Annotated in this window: 14 protein-coding genes; 7 read left to right on the top strand and 7 right to left on the bottom strand. The window is 66.6% G+C overall.

What is annotated here, in order from left to right; translation table 11 throughout:
* Positions 1 to 95 precede the first annotated feature (95 nt).
* Positions 96 to 560, top strand: coding sequence for a (2Fe-2S)-binding protein (locus AC07UK_RS26445; RefSeq protein WP_010813052.1), 465 nt, complete (start codon positions 96 to 98; stop codon positions 558 to 560).
* Between the two features lie 15 nt (positions 561 to 575).
* The gene (locus AC07UK_RS26440) at positions 576 to 2,834 is read left to right on the top strand and encodes a xanthine dehydrogenase family protein molybdopterin-binding subunit (protein ID WP_436220964.1); all 2,259 of its coding nucleotides are present in this window, start codon (positions 576 to 578) and stop codon (positions 2,832 to 2,834) included.
* A 36-nt stretch (positions 2,835 to 2,870) separates the two neighbouring features.
* On the opposite strand, the gene AC07UK_RS26435 is transcribed toward AC07UK_RS26440, so the two are convergent.
* Positions 2,871 to 3,674: an anti-sigma factor family protein gene (locus tag AC07UK_RS26435; RefSeq protein WP_494686802.1), complete on the bottom strand. Its 804-nt coding sequence runs from the start codon at positions 3,672 to 3,674 to the stop codon at positions 2,871 to 2,873.
* Positions 3,661 to 4,293 (bottom strand): RNA polymerase sigma factor, encoded by a 633-nt coding sequence (locus tag AC07UK_RS26430; protein WP_436220966.1) that lies wholly within the window; start codon positions 4,291 to 4,293, stop codon positions 3,661 to 3,663. Before AC07UK_RS26430 ends, AC07UK_RS26435 begins: the two co-directional genes overlap by 14 nt.
* Positions 4,294 to 4,467: 174 nt before the next feature.
* Here AC07UK_RS26430 and AC07UK_RS26425 point away from each other — a divergent pair, with 174 nt between their 5' ends.
* From AC07UK_RS26425 to AC07UK_RS26415, 3 genes are all read left to right on the top strand, one after another.
* Positions 4,468 to 5,346, top strand: a complete 879-nt coding sequence (locus AC07UK_RS26425) for a metallophosphoesterase family protein (RefSeq protein WP_494686801.1) — start codon at positions 4,468 to 4,470, stop codon at positions 5,344 to 5,346.
* A 12-nt stretch (positions 5,347 to 5,358) separates the two neighbouring features.
* On the top strand, positions 5,359 to 5,733 hold the full coding sequence (locus AC07UK_RS26420; protein WP_436220968.1) for a cupredoxin domain-containing protein: 375 nt from the start codon (positions 5,359 to 5,361) through the stop codon (positions 5,731 to 5,733).
* A 189-nt stretch (positions 5,734 to 5,922) separates the two neighbouring features.
* Positions 5,923 to 6,210 (top strand): helix-turn-helix domain-containing protein, encoded by a 288-nt coding sequence (locus tag AC07UK_RS26415; RefSeq protein ID WP_436220969.1) that lies wholly within the window; start codon positions 5,923 to 5,925, stop codon positions 6,208 to 6,210.
* A 57-nt stretch (positions 6,211 to 6,267) separates the two neighbouring features.
* Here the strand turns inward: AC07UK_RS26415 and AC07UK_RS26410 are convergent, their stop codons facing one another.
* The 3 genes from AC07UK_RS26410 to AC07UK_RS26400 form a co-directional block, all read right to left on the bottom strand.
* Positions 6,268 to 7,809, bottom strand: a complete 1,542-nt coding sequence (locus tag AC07UK_RS26410) for an MltF family protein (RefSeq protein ID WP_436220970.1) — start codon at positions 7,807 to 7,809, stop codon at positions 6,268 to 6,270.
* 180 nt (positions 7,810 to 7,989) lie between these two features.
* Complete coding sequence (locus AC07UK_RS26405) at positions 7,990 to 8,409, bottom strand: hypothetical protein (protein WP_436220971.1); 420 nt, start codon at positions 8,407 to 8,409, stop codon at positions 7,990 to 7,992.
* Between the two features lie 163 nt (positions 8,410 to 8,572).
* On the bottom strand, positions 8,573 to 10,330 hold the full coding sequence (locus AC07UK_RS26400) for a SulP family inorganic anion transporter (RefSeq protein ID WP_494686800.1): 1,758 nt from the start codon (positions 10,328 to 10,330) through the stop codon (positions 8,573 to 8,575).
* Positions 10,331 to 10,677: 347 nt separating this feature from the next.
* Here AC07UK_RS26400 and groES point away from each other — a divergent pair, with 347 nt between their 5' ends.
* On the top strand, positions 10,678 to 10,968 hold the full coding sequence (groES, locus tag AC07UK_RS26395; protein WP_010813047.1) for a co-chaperone GroES: 291 nt from the start codon (positions 10,678 to 10,680) through the stop codon (positions 10,966 to 10,968).
* A 45-nt stretch (positions 10,969 to 11,013) separates the two neighbouring features.
* The gene (groL, locus tag AC07UK_RS26390; protein WP_436220973.1) at positions 11,014 to 12,657 is read left to right on the top strand and encodes a chaperonin GroEL; all 1,644 of its coding nucleotides are present in this window, start codon (positions 11,014 to 11,016) and stop codon (positions 12,655 to 12,657) included.
* A 117-nt stretch (positions 12,658 to 12,774) separates the two neighbouring features.
* Here the strand turns inward: groL and AC07UK_RS26385 are convergent, their stop codons facing one another.
* A complete protein-coding gene (locus tag AC07UK_RS26385; RefSeq protein WP_494686799.1) occupies positions 12,775 to 13,560 on the bottom strand; it encodes a metallophosphoesterase in 786 nt (261 codons plus the stop codon).
* 210 nt (positions 13,561 to 13,770) lie between these two features.
* Complete coding sequence (locus AC07UK_RS26380) at positions 13,771 to 14,745, bottom strand: type II secretion system F family protein (protein ID WP_436220974.1); 975 nt, start codon at positions 14,743 to 14,745, stop codon at positions 13,771 to 13,773.
* Between the last annotated feature and the right edge of the window lie 37 nt (positions 14,746 to 14,782).

Raw genomic sequence — 14,782 nt, 5'->3', positions numbered from 1 at the left:
CGGCGCATGGGCAGTGCCCGCGCGCCGCACGATTGCGCCCGGCGGGGGGGCACTGGAAAGAACCAGCGGGCAACGTACCCAAGGAGTGTCCCCCCATGACCACCCTCAATATCAACGTCAACGGCAAGACCCGTGAAGTCGACGTGGACCCGTCCACGCCGCTGCTGTGGGCACTGCGTGACAACCTTGAAATGACCGGCACCAAGTTCGGCTGCGGCATGGCCGCATGCGGAGCCTGCACCGTGCACGTCAACGGCCAGGCCACGCGCAGCTGCGTGACGCCGGTATCCGCCGCTGCCGGCGCGCGCATCACCACCATCGAAGGCATCGGCACTGACAAGGTCGGGCGCGCGGTGATGGACGCCTGGCTCAAGCACGACGTGGCGCAATGCGGCTACTGCCAGAACGGCCAGGTGATGAGCGCCATCGGCCTGCTGCGCACCAAGCCGCGGCCCACCGACGCCGACATCGACCAGGCCATGGCCGGCAACCTGTGCCGCTGCGGCACGTACCAGCGCATCCGCGCGGCGATCAAAGACGCCGCCCGTGCGCTGGCCTGAGCGGGAGGAATGATTATGCGAATCCGAGGCATCGAGGCACTGGCCGGCGGCCAGGGCGGCAATGATGGCGAAGCGCGTCAGCACAGCGGTATCGCCACGCTGGACCGTCGCAGTTTCCTGAAGCTGACCGGCCTGGCCGGCGGCGGGCTGGCACTGGGCGTGGCGCCGCTGGCGCAGGCGCAGGACGCGGCCAGGCCCAGGACCACAGCGCCGGCGCCGCAGGCGTTCCTGATCATCGCGCCGGACAACACCGTGACCGTGGCCGTGAACCGGCTCGAGTTTGGCCAGGGCGTGCACACCGCGCTGCCGATGGCACTTGCCGAGGAGCTGGACGCCGACTGGCGCAACGTGCGCGCCACGCTGGCACCGGCGGGCGACCCGTACAAGGACCCCGCCTTCGGCATGCAGATGACCGGCGGCTCCACGGCGCTAAACCACTCGTTCGAGCAATACCGTGAACTGGGCGCGCGCGCCCGCGCGATGCTGGTGGCGGCGGCCGCGCAGCAGTGGAAGGTCGATCCGGCCAGCTGCAAGGTGGAGCAGGGCGTCATCACGTCCGGCAGCCATCGCGCCACCTTCGGCGAACTGGCGCCCGCGGCGATGGAGCTGCCCGTGCCGCAGCGGGTCACGCTGAAAGATCCGTCGCAGTTCCGCATCGTCGGCAAGCCTACGCCGCGGCTGGATGCGCGCGGCAAGATGGACGCGACCACGCCGTTCGGCATCGACACGCACCTGAAGGGCATGGTGGTGGCCGTGGTGGCGCGCCCGCCGCGCTTTGGCGGCAAGGTCAAGAGCTTCAGCGCCGACAAGGCGCGCGCGGTGCAGGGCGTGCGCGGCGTGCTGCAGGTGCCGGTCGACCGCGGCGGCAGTGGCGTGGCGGTGATTGCCAGCGGCTACTGGCCGGCCAAGATGGGCCGCGATGCGCTCGAGATCCAGTGGGAAGACGCGGGCTCGAAGGTGTCGTCGCAGGCGCTCTTCGACGAATACGCAAGGCTGGCCGGCCAGCCCGGCACGGTGGCGCGCGCGGGGAGCGGGGATATCGGCTCGGCCATCAACGGTGCCGCGCGCAAGATCGAGGCCGACTTCCGCTTCCCGTACCTGGCGCACGCGCCGATGGAGCCGCTGAACTGCACGCTGCAGCCGGAAGTGGCAGGCGGCAAGGTGCAGTCGGTCAAGGTCTGGGTGGGCTCGCAGTTCCAGACCGTCGACCAGGCCGCGGTGGCGCGCACGCTGGGGCTGGCGCCGGACAAGGTGGTGCTCAACACCATGATGGCCGGCGGCGGCTTCGGCCGGCGCGCGGTGCCGACCTCGGACTACATCGTTGAGGCCGCCAACGTGCTCAAGGCCTGGGTGGCCGCCGGCCACACTGAGCCGCTCAAGGTGGTCTGGAGCCGCGAGGACGATATCCGCGGCGGCTACTACCGCCCGCTGCACCTGCACCGCGCCCGCATCGGGCTGGATGCGCAGGGCAAGGTGGTGGGCTGGCAGCACACCATCGTCGGCCAGTCGATCCTGAAGGGCACGCCGTTCGAGCCCTTCATGGTCAAGAACGGCATCGACGCCACCATGACCGAGGGCATCGTCGAGAACGACTATGACCTGCCGCTGCAGATGTCTGTGCACCATCCGCAGGTGGACGTGCCGGTGCTGTGGTGGCGCTCGGTGGGCAATACGCATACCGCCTTCGTCAAGGAAACCCTGGCTGATGAAATGGCCGCGGCCGCGAAGCAGGACCCGGTGGCATTCCGCCTGGCCCGGCTCGACGAGAAGAAGCACGCGCGCCACCGCGCCGCGCTGCAGCTCGCGGTGGACAAGTCCGGCTATGGCAAGCGCAAGCTGCCCAAGGGCCATGCCTGGGGCGTGGCCGTGCACGAGTCGTTCAACACCGTGGTGGCGTATGTGGTCGACGTCTCGGTGGTGAAGGGCGAGCCGCGCGTGCATCGCGTCACCGCCGGCGTCCATGCCAACCGCGTGGTCAACCCGATGTCGGCCGAGGCGCAGGTCCAGGGCGCGTGCATCTTCGGGCTGGCGATGACGAAGCCGGGGTTTGCCATCGAGATCGAGAACGGCGCCGTGAAGAACAGCAACTTTACGGACTTCCCGCCGCCGCGCATCACCGATGCGCCGGTCGTGGACGTGTTCTTCGTGCCCTCGCAGGAGAACCCCACCGGCCTGGGTGAGCCAGGCGTGCCGCCGATCGCGCCGGCGGTGGCCAACGCGCTGTTCACGCTGACCGGCAAGCGCCAGCGGCAGTTGCCGTTCGTGATGGCGTAGACGGGCCTGGCACGATGACCGGCGGCGGCGCGAGCGCTATGGCGTGCCGCCGCCGGCCATGCGCCATGCCTTGCCGAAGCGTTGCAGGTCGGCCGCCGAGGCATCGGTCACGGCCCAGTAGTCCATGCCGCCTGTCTGCCAGTGCGTGATCTGGTAGCCCTGCCGGGTCAGGGTGCTGTCGAAGTCCGGCGCCGCCTTGCGCGCGCCCGCGCCGCGCAGCACGAACACATCGATTGGATGCTGGTTGCGTCGATAGACCAGCACCGCCACGCGCTGCCCGTGGAGGTAGTCGAGCCGTCCGCCAACGAGCGGAAAGCCCTCTGCCGCCAAGTCATGGACCGGCGGCGCGAAATCCAGCCGCCCGTTGAACCACGGCTTGACCGTGTGCCGATCCGTCGATGCCACGTCGATGGCGTGGTCGGCGATCAGCGCACGCACGTGACTGCTGACCACCTCCCGCGCCATGGCGTCTTGCGGGGAATCCCGCAACATGAACAACGTCAACCCGAACGCCATCGAGGCCGCGGTCAGCGCCGCCAGCCCGGCGTTGACGGCCGGGCGCCAGGCAAACCACTCGATCCAGCGCGGGCGCGATGCCTCACCGCCTGCCGGCATGCGGGCGGCGGGCAGCGCGGCAGCGATCCGCGCGCGCAGGGCGGGACTTGCGCGATGATAAGCAGCGCCTTCCCGTACCGCCGTGCGCAGCGCGCGCAGGCGTCCCAGTTCGGCCGTGCACGCGGCACATTGCGCCAGGTGCTGCTCCAGGCGCAGGCTTTCCGCCGCGCCGAGTTCGTCGTCGGCGCAGGCGGGAAGCAGTTCGCAAACCTCATTGCAGTCCATGACCTGTCTCCCCGGCGGGGTGCGGTGCCGGCGCCAGCGCGCCGGATGGCGGGCAAGCGTGTGCCGGCGCTTGCGCCGTGCCCTGCTGCTGCAGCGCCGTCACCACCGCCGCCAGCATGCGCCGCCCGCGCGCGAGCCGCGACATGACCGTGCCGATGGCGATATCCGCGACACGGGCAATGTCGCGGTAGGGCAGTTCCTCCAGTTCACGCAGCACCAGCACTTCCCGATAGGCCACCGGAAGCTGCTCCAGCGCACGGTGCACCAGACGCACGTCTTCCTGCCGCAGCAACCACTGCTCGGGGCTGTCCTGGCCATCGTGCCAGGCCGGCAGTGGCTGGTTTTCGTGCAAGTCGTCATAGCTGCACACCTCGCCGGCCGATTTGCGCTTCTGGCAGGTGGTGAACCACGTATTGCGCACGATGGCGAGCAGCCACGGCCGCGGCTGCTCGCCGTGGAAACTGGCAAAGAGCCGGTAAGCGCGCAGGAAGGCTTCCTGGACCACGTCGTCGGCCTCGCTGGCGCTGCCCGACAACCAGCGCGCGAGGTTGTAGGCGGCGTCCAGTTGCGGGAGCACCAGCTCATCGAAGCGGCGGCGTTCGTCGGATGCGTGATCCATGCGTGCCTTAGTCGGTTTGTGCGCCGGCGCCGCTGGCGCACGTCCTGTGTATACCGGCATTCCATGCAGTCTATTCCCGCTGCGCGCGGATTTTCTGCCGTTTCGCATTGCCGGGAATAAAGCATCCCGCAAGCCGGTATGACAGGCACATCCCTGCAACCAGACGGAGGCACCATGGACACACTGAAGCGACGCGATTTCCTGAGGCTGGCAGGCGCCGCCGGCGGCGCGGTGTTTGCCTCCGGGCTGCCGGGCTGGGCCTTCGGGCGCGATGAGGACTTCTATTTTGTGCAGCTGTCGGACGCACACTGGGGCTTCCAGGGGCCGGCCAATCCCGATGCGCGCGGCACGCTGCCCAAGGCCGTCGCCGCCGTCAATGCGCTGCGGCAGCCGCCCGACTTCATCATGTTCACCGGTGATCTCACCCACACCACCGACGATCCGCAGGAGCGCCGCCGGCGCCTGCGCGAGTTCCAGTCCGTCATTGCCGGCCTGGGCGTCAGGACGATCCACCTGATGCCGGGCGAGCACGACGCCAGCCTCGATGCGGGCGCGGCTTACCAGGAGCTGTTCGGGCCGACGCACTACACCTTCAATCACAAAGGCGTGCATTTTGTCGTGCTCGACAACGTGTCCGATCCAGCGGGGCGGGTCGGGGATGCGCAGCGCGCATGGCTGGCCGCGGACCTCGCGCGGCAACCGAAGGGCGCGCGCATCGTGGTGTTCACGCACCGCCCGCTGTTCGACCTGTATCCGCAATGGGACTGGGCCACGCGCGACGGCGCGCAGGTGATCGACACCCTGATGCCCTATCCGAACGTGACAGTGTTCTACGGCCACATCCACCAGGAGCATCACCACACGACGGGCCACATTGCGCATCACGCGGCACGCTCGCTGATGTTCCCGCTGCCGCCGCCGGGCTCGCAGCCGCAGCGCCTGCCGGTGCCGTGGGATGCCGCGCAGCCCTATCGCGGGCTGGGCTGGCGCGAGGTCGAAGCGAAAGCGGCGCCCGGCGCGTTCGCGCTGGCCGAGCAGCCGATCTCGACCTGACCGGAGCCGGCCATGAGAATGTCATCGATAGTCGGGCGGCGCACGGTGCTGGCCTGGATGCTTGGCCTCGGGGCGGCCGTGCTGGCCGGCACCGGCCGGGGCGATGCGGCGGCGCCGCGCGTCATTCGCGTCCACGCGCGCAAGTTCGTCTTTACCCCGAATCACATCCCGCTGCGTGCCGGCGAGTCGGTCGTGTTCGAACTGACGGCACAGGACGTGATCATGGGCTTCAGCGTGCCTGATTTCGGCGTGCGTGCCGACGTGCCGCCAGGCGCGACCGTGCGTTTGCCGGCAACGGCGCGCGGCAGCGGCAACTACGGCTTCCTGTGCGACATCTTCTGCGGATCGGGGCACGAGACCATGAACGGCGTGATCGAGGTCATGTAGGCGCCGCCCGCCGGATCCCTGGCGGGCCCGCGGGCGTGACGGCTGGTGTTGTAATCGCGCAGCCCGTGGGCAGCCCTATTGCCTTTGCCCTGCGAGCCGCGTAGAACGTTGGAAAACGGCGCCCGGAGAGGGCCGGCAGCCGCTCGTGGTGGGCGGCGCAGCACAACGCCAGAGGATCGAGGTGTGGCCATGGAGACCCAAGAGAGCGCGCTGACGCTTGCCCTGATGACCGAACCCGCGCGGGCCAGGATCTGCCGCGCGCTGCTGGAAGCCGGCGAGGACGGGCTGCCCGCCGCCGCTCTGGCGCAACTGGCGGGGCTGAGCCTGCCGCGTGCCGCACACATGTTCCAGGAACTGCTGCAGGCGGAAGTGGTGTCGCTGTCCATCCGCGAGCGCCAGGTCTGCTATGTGCTCAAGGCCCGGCGCGCGGTGCGCGATGCGCTGGGCTATATCGACAGCAGCGGCCTGGCCGACTGATCCTTGCTGCGTGGCCGGGCGCAGGTTGGCGCGGCCCGGTTCCACCGCGGCAACAGGCTACTTCCGGACTTCCTTCAGTGCCCGCTCACGCGCGGCTTCCCTGTCCTCCATGAGCCGGTAGGCCGCGTAGTACTTGAAGATGTTGCGCACATAAGTGGTGGTTTCGATGCCGATCTTCTCCGCCACTACGATCTCGACATTGTTGAACCACTTGTCGGGGTCCAGCCCGCGCGCCGCAGCCTCCTTGCGCATCTTGGCGATATTGCCCGGCCCGGCGTTGTAGCTGGCGAAGGCGAACAGCGGCCGGTTCGATTCCGAGAAGTGCGCGTCGGGGAAGTACTTGGTCATCAGCCGGTCCATGTACTTGGCGCCGGCGTGGATGTTGGACTCGACCATCTTGATATTGCCCACGTTCAGTTCCTTGCCGGTGGCGGGCATGATCTGCATGATGCCGACGGCGCCCACACGGCTGCGCGCCTGCTGGTTGAGCTGCGACTCCTGGAAGCCCTGTGCCGCCAGCATCAGCGGGTCGAAGCCATAGTCCTTGCCGTACTTCTCGAAGAAGGCAACGGTCTGCTGGAAGCGCTTGTACTCGGCGTCCTCAGTGTTGTTCTTGATCTGCTTGACCCGGCGCATGGATTGCTTGATCAGGTATTCCGCCACGCCGTGCTTCTTGACGTGGTTGACATAGAAGTCGTCGATCACCTGCCGCAACTGCGGGCTGTCCTTGCGGAAGGCCCAGCCGACATAGCCGCCTTCGCGCACCGCCAGGTCCTGGCGCACCTTGACGTCAGGCAGGATCTGCGCCCACATTGCGGCCTTCCAGTCGTCGACCACGATGATCTTCAACAGGCCCGCATTCAGCATCTCGAGCACGTCCTCGTCTTCAAGGGCATCGGGCAGCAGCACCAGCTGCATCGGCGCCTTGCCGGACTGGCGCAGGCGGTTGTTCAGTGCAGTCAGGCTGTCGTAGTAGCTGCTCGCGCGGCGCACGTGGACGGTCTTGCCCGCCAGGTCGTCCAGGCTCTTCAGCGCCGGCGACTTGGGGCCGGTCACGATCAGCTCGCGCACTGGCTTGCGGTCGCGCGGCGCGGCAAAGTCGACCATCTTCAGCCGTGCCTCGGTCTCGGTCAGGTTGCCGGCGGCGATATCGCCCAGGCCCGCCGCCAGGTCGGGCAGCAGGCGGTCGCGCGTGGTGGGGATGATGATGATGGTGAGCGGGCGCTTGCCAAGTCGACTGGCGTAGGTCTTGTTCAGGTAGCGCTCGAATTCCCGCACCAGTTCCGCGGTAATTCCGCGCTCGTGGCCCTTATCGCTGAAGTAGAGGGTGCGGCTGTAAGGCACCAGCACGCGGATGACGCGGCTGTTGACCATCACGTCGAAGTCGCCTGTGCGCGGCTTGTTGGCCAGGTTCAGTCCGCGCGGCTTCGCGGGCGCTGCCGTGCCGGGCGCGGCTTTCGCAGCCGGCGCCGCCGCGGGTGCCGACGCCGGCGCCGGCTTCTGCTGCGCTACGGCAAACGTGCTCCCCAGGCTGAACGCGGCCATCAGGCCTGACAGGAGCAGGCCCGTAAACCAGTGGTGCGGGCGGAGAGCGGGCATGGCGCAGATGGCGAGCCGGGCGAAAAAGCGCGCGACTTGCTCTTATCGAGTCTAGGCGCGATCCGGCTTGTTACAAGCCGCCAGCCCCCGATGTTCCCGCGGGCGAAAGGAGGGAAGACGACAGGCAAAAAAAGAAGGTGGCCGGCTGATCCTGGCCACCTCGTTCTGCGCCGGCTGGCGCTATTGCTTAGGCGCGGCCATCTGGTCCTTGGCCACTGCGTCCGCAGCCTTGTTCTCGACCTTGCGCTCCTGCTTGGCAGCGCCGACGTCCTGCTTGTACTCGCCCTTGGCCGCCTTCTTCTTGGCCTTGTACTCGGCCGAGGCCTTCTGGCGCGCCTCACGGCGCTCGACCAGTGGATCCTTGGGTGGTTGAACCTGGGTCATGCCAGGCGATGCGCTTTGGGAGCCTGCCGCGGCGGCAGGGACGGCTGGGGTTGCCGGGGTGGCCGGCATGCCCTGGGCGGCCGGAGTTGCCGGAGTTGCCGGCGTGGCCGGGCTGGCCGGTGTCTGGGCAATCGCCGTGGCGCAAGTGAGGCCTGCCAGTCCTGCGGCAATCGCGCCGACGATCTTGGGAAGGCGAGCGGGCTGTTTCAGATCCATGGAGAACCTCCGGAGTCGTTGTCCGAGACGCCGGCGACGGATGCGCCGGCGCGGCGTAGGCCGCACATCCCTGCCGAAGCGGGAATGCAACGGTGCCCTCAGTCTAGGCGGCGAGGCGGTGTTGCGCTGTCGGGCAAGCGCCGAAGCGGGGCCGGAATACCTCCTACAAGCGCGCCGTGGCGAATGTCTTGTCTGCAAGGTAGTGGTCGACCGCAAGATCCATGCTTTGGAACAAGCGCTCGCGCCCGAGTGTGTCCCCAAGGGACGACCGCCGAACCATCTCCAGCACATTGGGATTCAGTTCCGCCAGCCAGAGCATCACGCCGCCTTCGCGCATCTTCTTTTCGGCTTCCGTCAGCATCCGCAGCGCCGTGTACTCGAGGTCAAAGACGCCGGCAAGGTCGAGCACCACCACCCGGGGATTCGCTGCAGCAATGATGGGCCGCATCTTGTGCCCGATGTGTCTCGCATTGGCGAAGTAAACTCGGCCCTCCGGCCTCAGCATCACCATGCCGGGATAGGTCACGTCGGCGGGATGCTCGGCGGACTGCGGCCGGAATACATTGGTGCCGGGCTTGCGTGCCAGGACATAGACTGGCGGATCGGAAGTCTGGTAGGCCAGCGCCAGCAGCGAAACAATGATGGCGGCGGCAATGCCGTTCAATGTCCCTAGCAGCACGACGCCGGCAAAGGCTACCGCTGCCCAGATGAACTCCGTGCGCCGGATGCCGAGGATGGCGCGAAACTCCGCCGGCTGGATCAGTCCCACCGAATAGGCGATGACCACTGCCGCCAGCGCGGCCTCCGGCATCAGGCCGATCAGCGGTGCCAGCACCAGCATCGCGCCCAGCGCGACGACCGCAGTGACCAGTCCCGCCAGCTGCGATCTGGCGCCGCAGCGGCGGTTCACCGCGGTCTGCGTGGTCCCGCCGCCGGCGGCCATCGCGCCGAGGAATGCGCCACCCAGGCAGGCGAACCCGGTGGCCAGCAGCTCGCGGTTCGGGTCCGGCGCGGGTTCGCCGCTCTGCACGAAGGCGCGTCCGGCTGCGATGGTTTCCGTAAAGCTCATCAGGGCAATGCCCATGGCCGGCACCAGGAGCTGCATGACCAGATCGGGATCCGGCAGCGTGAGGGGCGGCAGTCCAGTCGGGACATGGCCAACGGTTTCGACGCCATGAGACTGCAACCCGAGCAGGCTGACTGCCGCGATCCCGATCGCCACCGCGATCAGCGGGGCCGGCGCGCGCGGCGCCAGGCGTTCCATGCCGATCAGCAGCGCCAGGACCGTGACCCCAACGGCCATGGTTGCCAGCGAAGCGTGGGGAACGCCCTGGACCATGGCTGCGAGGTTGTGGAAAAACGCGCCCTTCTGGAAATGGATGCCGAGCAGCTTCGGCAACTGGTCCACCACGATCACCAGCCCGATCCCGGCCTTGAAGCCGACCAGGACGGGCTCGGAGATGAAATCGGCAACAAAGCCCAGGCGCAGCAAGCGCGCGGCGACCAGGATGATGCCCACCAGGCAGGTGAGCGTGGCCGAAGCCGTCAGCAAGCTCGCGGTACCGCCTGCCGCCGTCGTATCGCTAAGCGCGGCTGCTGCCAGGATCGCCAGCGTGGTCGTGGTGCTGACGCTGAGCGGGCGCGAGGTTCCCAGCATGGCGTAGATCAGCATCGGCGCGAATACCGTATAGAGTCCGACCTCGACCGGCAGGCCCGCGATGGTGGCGTAGGCGAGAGCCTTCGGGATGACGACTGCCGCAACGGTCAGCCCGGCCATGACATCGGGCTTCAGCCAGTCGCGGTGGTAGTGACGCAGCCACTCGGGCCACGGCAATGCAAGCACGCCGGCCGAGTTGCGCAAGGTGCGGCAGGGATCGCCACCGGCGCGGTTGCGGCGACGGGAGTGGGATTCCACGTTCATGGAGGGTGATCCGGGCGGCGGGCTTGATGTTTGTCGTTGTCGTGCGGCGACCCATGTACAGTTTGGTCGAAATTACACGGAGCGGCAAATGCGCATTAAGTGGCTAAAGCTCCTCTTTCAGTGGCTCTCCAAGGCCATCTCCCACGAGAGTTTCACGTCCAAGGGAAAACCCGTATCAAGTCCCTGTCTTGAAATGGCCATACCCCGTCCCTATAATTAGCACTCGCCGGGGGTGAGTGCTAACAGCATGAAAGCGCCCCTTGCGGCACCTGAACATTTCAGACGGCCGTCGCCTCGGTAGCCGGCCGATTTGTGATTAAAAACTCACTTTGCATCTAGGAGTCCGTATGAATCTGCGTCCTTTGCACGACCGCGTGATCGTGAAGCGTCTGGACAACGAAACCAAGACCGCGTCCGGTATCGTGATTCCCGACAACGCTGCCGAGAAGCCCGATCAAGGCGAAGTACTGGCAATCGGTCCTGGCAAGAAGGATGACAAGGGCAACAACATCGCCCTCGACGTCAAGGTCGGCGACCGCGTGCTGTTCGGCAAGTACGCCGGCCAGGCCGTGAAGGTGGAAGGCCAGGAACTGCTGGTCATGCGCGAAGAAGACATCATGGCCGTGGTGAACAAGTAATTCACCGACTGACCGCCACCCGTACAGATTTCAGGAGATTCAAGAATGGCAGCTAAAGACGTAGTGTTCGGCGACGCCGCACGTGCCAAGATGGTTGAAGGCGTGAACATCCTCGCCAACGCAGTCAAGGTGACCCTGGGCCCGAAGGGCCGCAATGTGGTGCTGGAGCGCAGCTTCGGCGGCCCGACCGTGACCAAGGACGGCGTGTCCGTGGCCAAGGAAATCGAGCTGAAGGACAAGCTGCAGAACATGGGCGCCCAGATGGTCAAGGAAGTCGCTTCCAAGACCAGCGACAACGCCGGTGACGGTACCACCACCGCAACCGTGCTGGCCCAGTCGATCGTGCGCGAAGGCATGAAGTTCGTTGCCGCCGGCATGAACCCGATGGACCTGAAGCGCGGCATCGACAAGGCTGTTGCCGCCGCCGTGGAAGAGCTGAAGAAGGTCAGCAAGCCCACCACCACCAGCAAGGAAATCGCCCAGGTTGGCGCGATCTCGGCCAACAGCGACACCTCCATCGGTGAGCGCATTGCCGAAGCCATGGACAAGGTCGGCAAGGAAGGCGTGATCACGGTTGAAGACGGCAAGTCGCTGGCCGACGAGCTGGAAGTCGTGGAAGGCATGCAGTTCGACCGCGGCTACCTGTCGCCGTACTTCATCAACAACCCGGAAAAGCAAGTTGTCCAGCTGGACAGCCCGTTCGTGCTGCTGTTCGACAAGAAGGTCTCGAACATCCGCGACCTGCTGCCGGTGCTGGAGCAAGTGGCCAAGGCTGGCCGCCCGCTGCTGATCATCGCTGAAGACGTCGAGGGCGAAGCCCTGGCGACCCTGGTGGTGAACAACATCCGTGGCATCCTGAAGACCGCCGCCGTCAAGGCCCCGGGCTTCGGCGACCGCCGCAAGGCCATGCTGGAAGACATCGCCATCCTGACCGGCGGCACCGTCATCGCTGAAGAAATCGGCCTGACGCTGGAAAAGGCTGGCCTGAACGACCTGGGCCAGGCCAAGCGCATCGAGATCGGCAAGGAAAACACCATCATCATCGACGGCGCCGGCGACGCAGCTGCGATCGAAGGCCGCGTGAAGCAAATCCGCGCCCAGATCGAAGAAGCGACCTCGGACTACGACCGTGAGAAGCTGCAAGAGCGCGTGGCCAAGCTGGCCGGCGGTGTTGCCGTGATCAAGGTTGGCGCTGCCACCGAAGTCGAAATGAAGGAAAAGAAGGCCCGCGTGGAAGACGCCCTGCACGCCACCCGCGCTGCGGTGGAAGAAGGCATCGTCCCCGGCGGTGGTGTGGCCCTGCTGCGTGCCCGCGCTGCGATCTCGGCACTGACCGGCGAAAACGCCGACCAGAACGCCGGTATCAAGATCGTGCTGCGCGCCATGGAAGAGCCGCTGCGCCAGATCGTGCTGAACGCCGGCGAAGAGGCGTCGGTCGTCGTTGCCAAGGTTATCGAAGGCAAGGGCAACTACGGCTACAACGCGGCTTCGGGCGAGTACGGCGACCTGGTGGAAATGGGCGTGCTGGACCCGACCAAGGTTACCCGCACTGCGCTGCAGAACGCCGCTTCGGTGGCTTCGCTGATGCTGACCACGGACTGCGCAGTTGCCGAATCGCCGAAGGACGAGTCGGCTCCGGCAATGCCGGGCGGTATGGGCGGCATGGGCGGCATGGAAGGCATGATGTAAATCATTGCCGACCGACTGCCCTTACGGGCAGGCTGTCTTGGAAAACCCCCGCGGGCTTGTGCCCGCGGGGGTTTTTTCTTTGGGGCGCCGCAGCAGTCTCTCGCTGGAGCCGCCAGGTCAGACCTCGACCACGCAGCACCAGTCGAAATGCTTGTTTTCCAACTCGCCGGTGCGGCGGCTGACGTAGCCGCGGGGGTTGCAGACCACGCGCGAATCATCGATGCAGTAGTCGAAGCTGGTGTGGGTATGGCCGTGGATCCACAGATCCGCCTTTGCTACCAGGTCGGGCCGGCGCGACAGGAAGCCGCCGGAGACCAGGTCGTGCGAGTAGCGCGGGTCCAGGCTGCCCAGGTCAGGGCCGTGGTGCGTGACCACCACGGTCTTGCCATCGTAGGCTTGCGCCAGCTGCGCCGCCAGCCAGGCCGACGCGGCCTGGTGGCGCGCCAGCGCGTCCTGGGGCGTGAAATGGCGCACACGGCCGTCGTCGCCGTGGAGTTCGATCAGGCGATGGTCCAGCATCACCGCCGCGCAAGCCTGCATTGCAGCATCGCGCCGGTCGGTGCCGAACAGGGTGTAGTCAGTCCACCAGGTGGTGCCGATGATGCGTACCCGTCCTTGGGTGCTGTTGAATTCGGCCACTGTGCCATTGAGCACCTGTATGCCTGGGTGCGCCTCGGTGGCTTCGGCCATCAGGCGGTCCACGGTATCGAAGTTGCTTTCGTAGTATTCGTGATTGCCGGGCACATAGACCACCGGCTGGCTGAAGGTGCGCGCGGCCCAGTCGATGCCGTCGCGCCCGTTGGCGATGTCGCCGGCCAGCACCACGACGTCGGCATCGCAGGCGGGCACGGACTCCGGCATGTTGTGCTCGATGTGGAGGTCGCTCAGGATGCGTAGCTTCATGGAGACTCCGGAGGCGCATGGGGCTCGCTGCATGGGCCGCTACGGCGGCGGGCGGTTGCCTGCATTCTTAAGAAGCCAGCCCGTCCGGTCAAGTCCCGCGGATCCCGCCGAAAAGCAAAAAAGCCCGGAACCAGGTCCGGGCAAGTGACTGTCTAGCCGGCATTGCACCGGGAGACAGCCGGGGGAAACGATCGCGGTTTCCCGGAAGTATTACCCTCCTTGTCCGGCCATGGTCGGCAGGAGAACGCGATAGATCTGGATAAAGGCTGGCCCGAGCAGCACCAGCAGCAGCGACGGGAAGATGGTGAAGATCAGCGGGAACAGCAGCTTGAGCGCGATCTTGGCGGCTTGCTCCTCGGCCCGCATGCGGCGCTTGGTGCGCAGCATGTCGGACAGCACGCGCAGGGACTCGCCCAGGCTGGTGCCGAAGCGGTCGGCCTGGATCAGCATGGAGGCGAACTTGTCCACGTCGTCCACGCCGGTGCGCAGCGACAGGTTCGACAGCGCCTTTTCCTTCGAGAAGCCCGAGCGCAGCTCAAGCAGCATCAGCTGGAGCTCATCGGCCAGCACCGGGCAGCGCAGCGCCAGCTCGTCGGCTACGCGCATCAGTGCCGCATCGAGCCCGAGGCCAGCTTCCACGCAGACGGTCAGCAGGTCGATCACGTCCGGGAACTCTTCAAATACCGTACGCTGGCGTTGCGCGACTTTGCGTGCGAGAACGACGTTGGGCAGGTAGTAGCCGATTGCACCAAGTACTGCCAGCAACGCGAACATGATGTTCCGGTCTTGCAACCCCGACTGGCCGGCGGCTGCCAGCAGCCCGATCATCGGCAGGGCGACGGCCAGAGCGGTCTTGGCCGCAAAGTACAGCGGTGCGGCACTGGCATTGCGCCAGCCGGCGTTCATGAAGCGCACGCGCAACTGCGAGCCCTCCCAGCCTTCCTTGGGCAGTGACAGTCGCGATACCGGTTGCGCCCATTGCACCAGCTTTTCGAATAGCGCATTCTGCTTGCCAGGATCAGCTCCAAGCTGGCCCGCCTGGCCTGCAATCTGCTCCGCCCGCCCGCGCAGGCGGTTGGGCGAGAACACGTAGAGCACCCCGAACACCGTGCCGAACGCCGCCACGAAGATCAGCGCGAGCACGACAAACTGGTCTTCCTGAAACCCCTGGATAATGCCTTGCATGATGGACTCCCGTCAGGATGGCTGTCCAAGCCCTGCT

The sequence above is a fragment of the Cupriavidus sp. GW821-FHT07C08 genome, assembly GCF_059419025.1.
The sequence above is the reverse complement of the archived record's forward strand: the minus strand, read 5'-3'. Positions and strand labels throughout refer to the sequence as shown.

Bases quoted from the DNA above. Each gene is read 5' to 3' on its own strand.
- AC07UK_RS26445 (WP_010813052.1), top strand. From the start codon at position 96: ATGACCACCCTCAATATCAACGTCAACGGCAAGACCCGTGAAGTCGAC.
- AC07UK_RS26440 (WP_436220964.1), top strand. From the start codon at position 576: ATGCGAATCCGAGGCATCGAGGCACTGGCCGGCGGCCAGGGCGGCAAT.
- AC07UK_RS26435 (WP_494686802.1), bottom strand. From the start codon at position 3,674: ATGGACTGCAATGAGGTTTGCGAACTGCTTCCCGCCTGCGCCGACGAC.
- AC07UK_RS26430 (WP_436220966.1), bottom strand. From the start codon at position 4,293: ATGGATCACGCATCCGACGAACGCCGCCGCTTCGATGAGCTGGTGCTC.
- AC07UK_RS26425 (WP_494686801.1), top strand. From the start codon at position 4,468: ATGGACACACTGAAGCGACGCGATTTCCTGAGGCTGGCAGGCGCCGCC.
- AC07UK_RS26420 (WP_436220968.1), top strand. From the start codon at position 5,359: ATGAGAATGTCATCGATAGTCGGGCGGCGCACGGTGCTGGCCTGGATG.
- AC07UK_RS26415 (WP_436220969.1), top strand. From the start codon at position 5,923: ATGGAGACCCAAGAGAGCGCGCTGACGCTTGCCCTGATGACCGAACCC.
- AC07UK_RS26410 (WP_436220970.1), bottom strand. From the start codon at position 7,809: ATGCCCGCTCTCCGCCCGCACCACTGGTTTACGGGCCTGCTCCTGTCA.
- AC07UK_RS26405 (WP_436220971.1), bottom strand. From the start codon at position 8,409: ATGGATCTGAAACAGCCCGCTCGCCTTCCCAAGATCGTCGGCGCGATT.
- AC07UK_RS26400 (WP_494686800.1), bottom strand. From the start codon at position 10,330: ATGAACGTGGAATCCCACTCCCGTCGCCGCAACCGCGCCGGTGGCGAT.
- groES (WP_010813047.1), top strand. From the start codon at position 10,678: ATGAATCTGCGTCCTTTGCACGACCGCGTGATCGTGAAGCGTCTGGAC.
- groL (WP_436220973.1), top strand. From the start codon at position 11,014: ATGGCAGCTAAAGACGTAGTGTTCGGCGACGCCGCACGTGCCAAGATG.
- AC07UK_RS26385 (WP_494686799.1), bottom strand. From the start codon at position 13,560: ATGAAGCTACGCATCCTGAGCGACCTCCACATCGAGCACAACATGCCG.
- AC07UK_RS26380 (WP_436220974.1), bottom strand. From the start codon at position 14,745: ATGCAAGGCATTATCCAGGGGTTTCAGGAAGACCAGTTTGTCGTGCTC.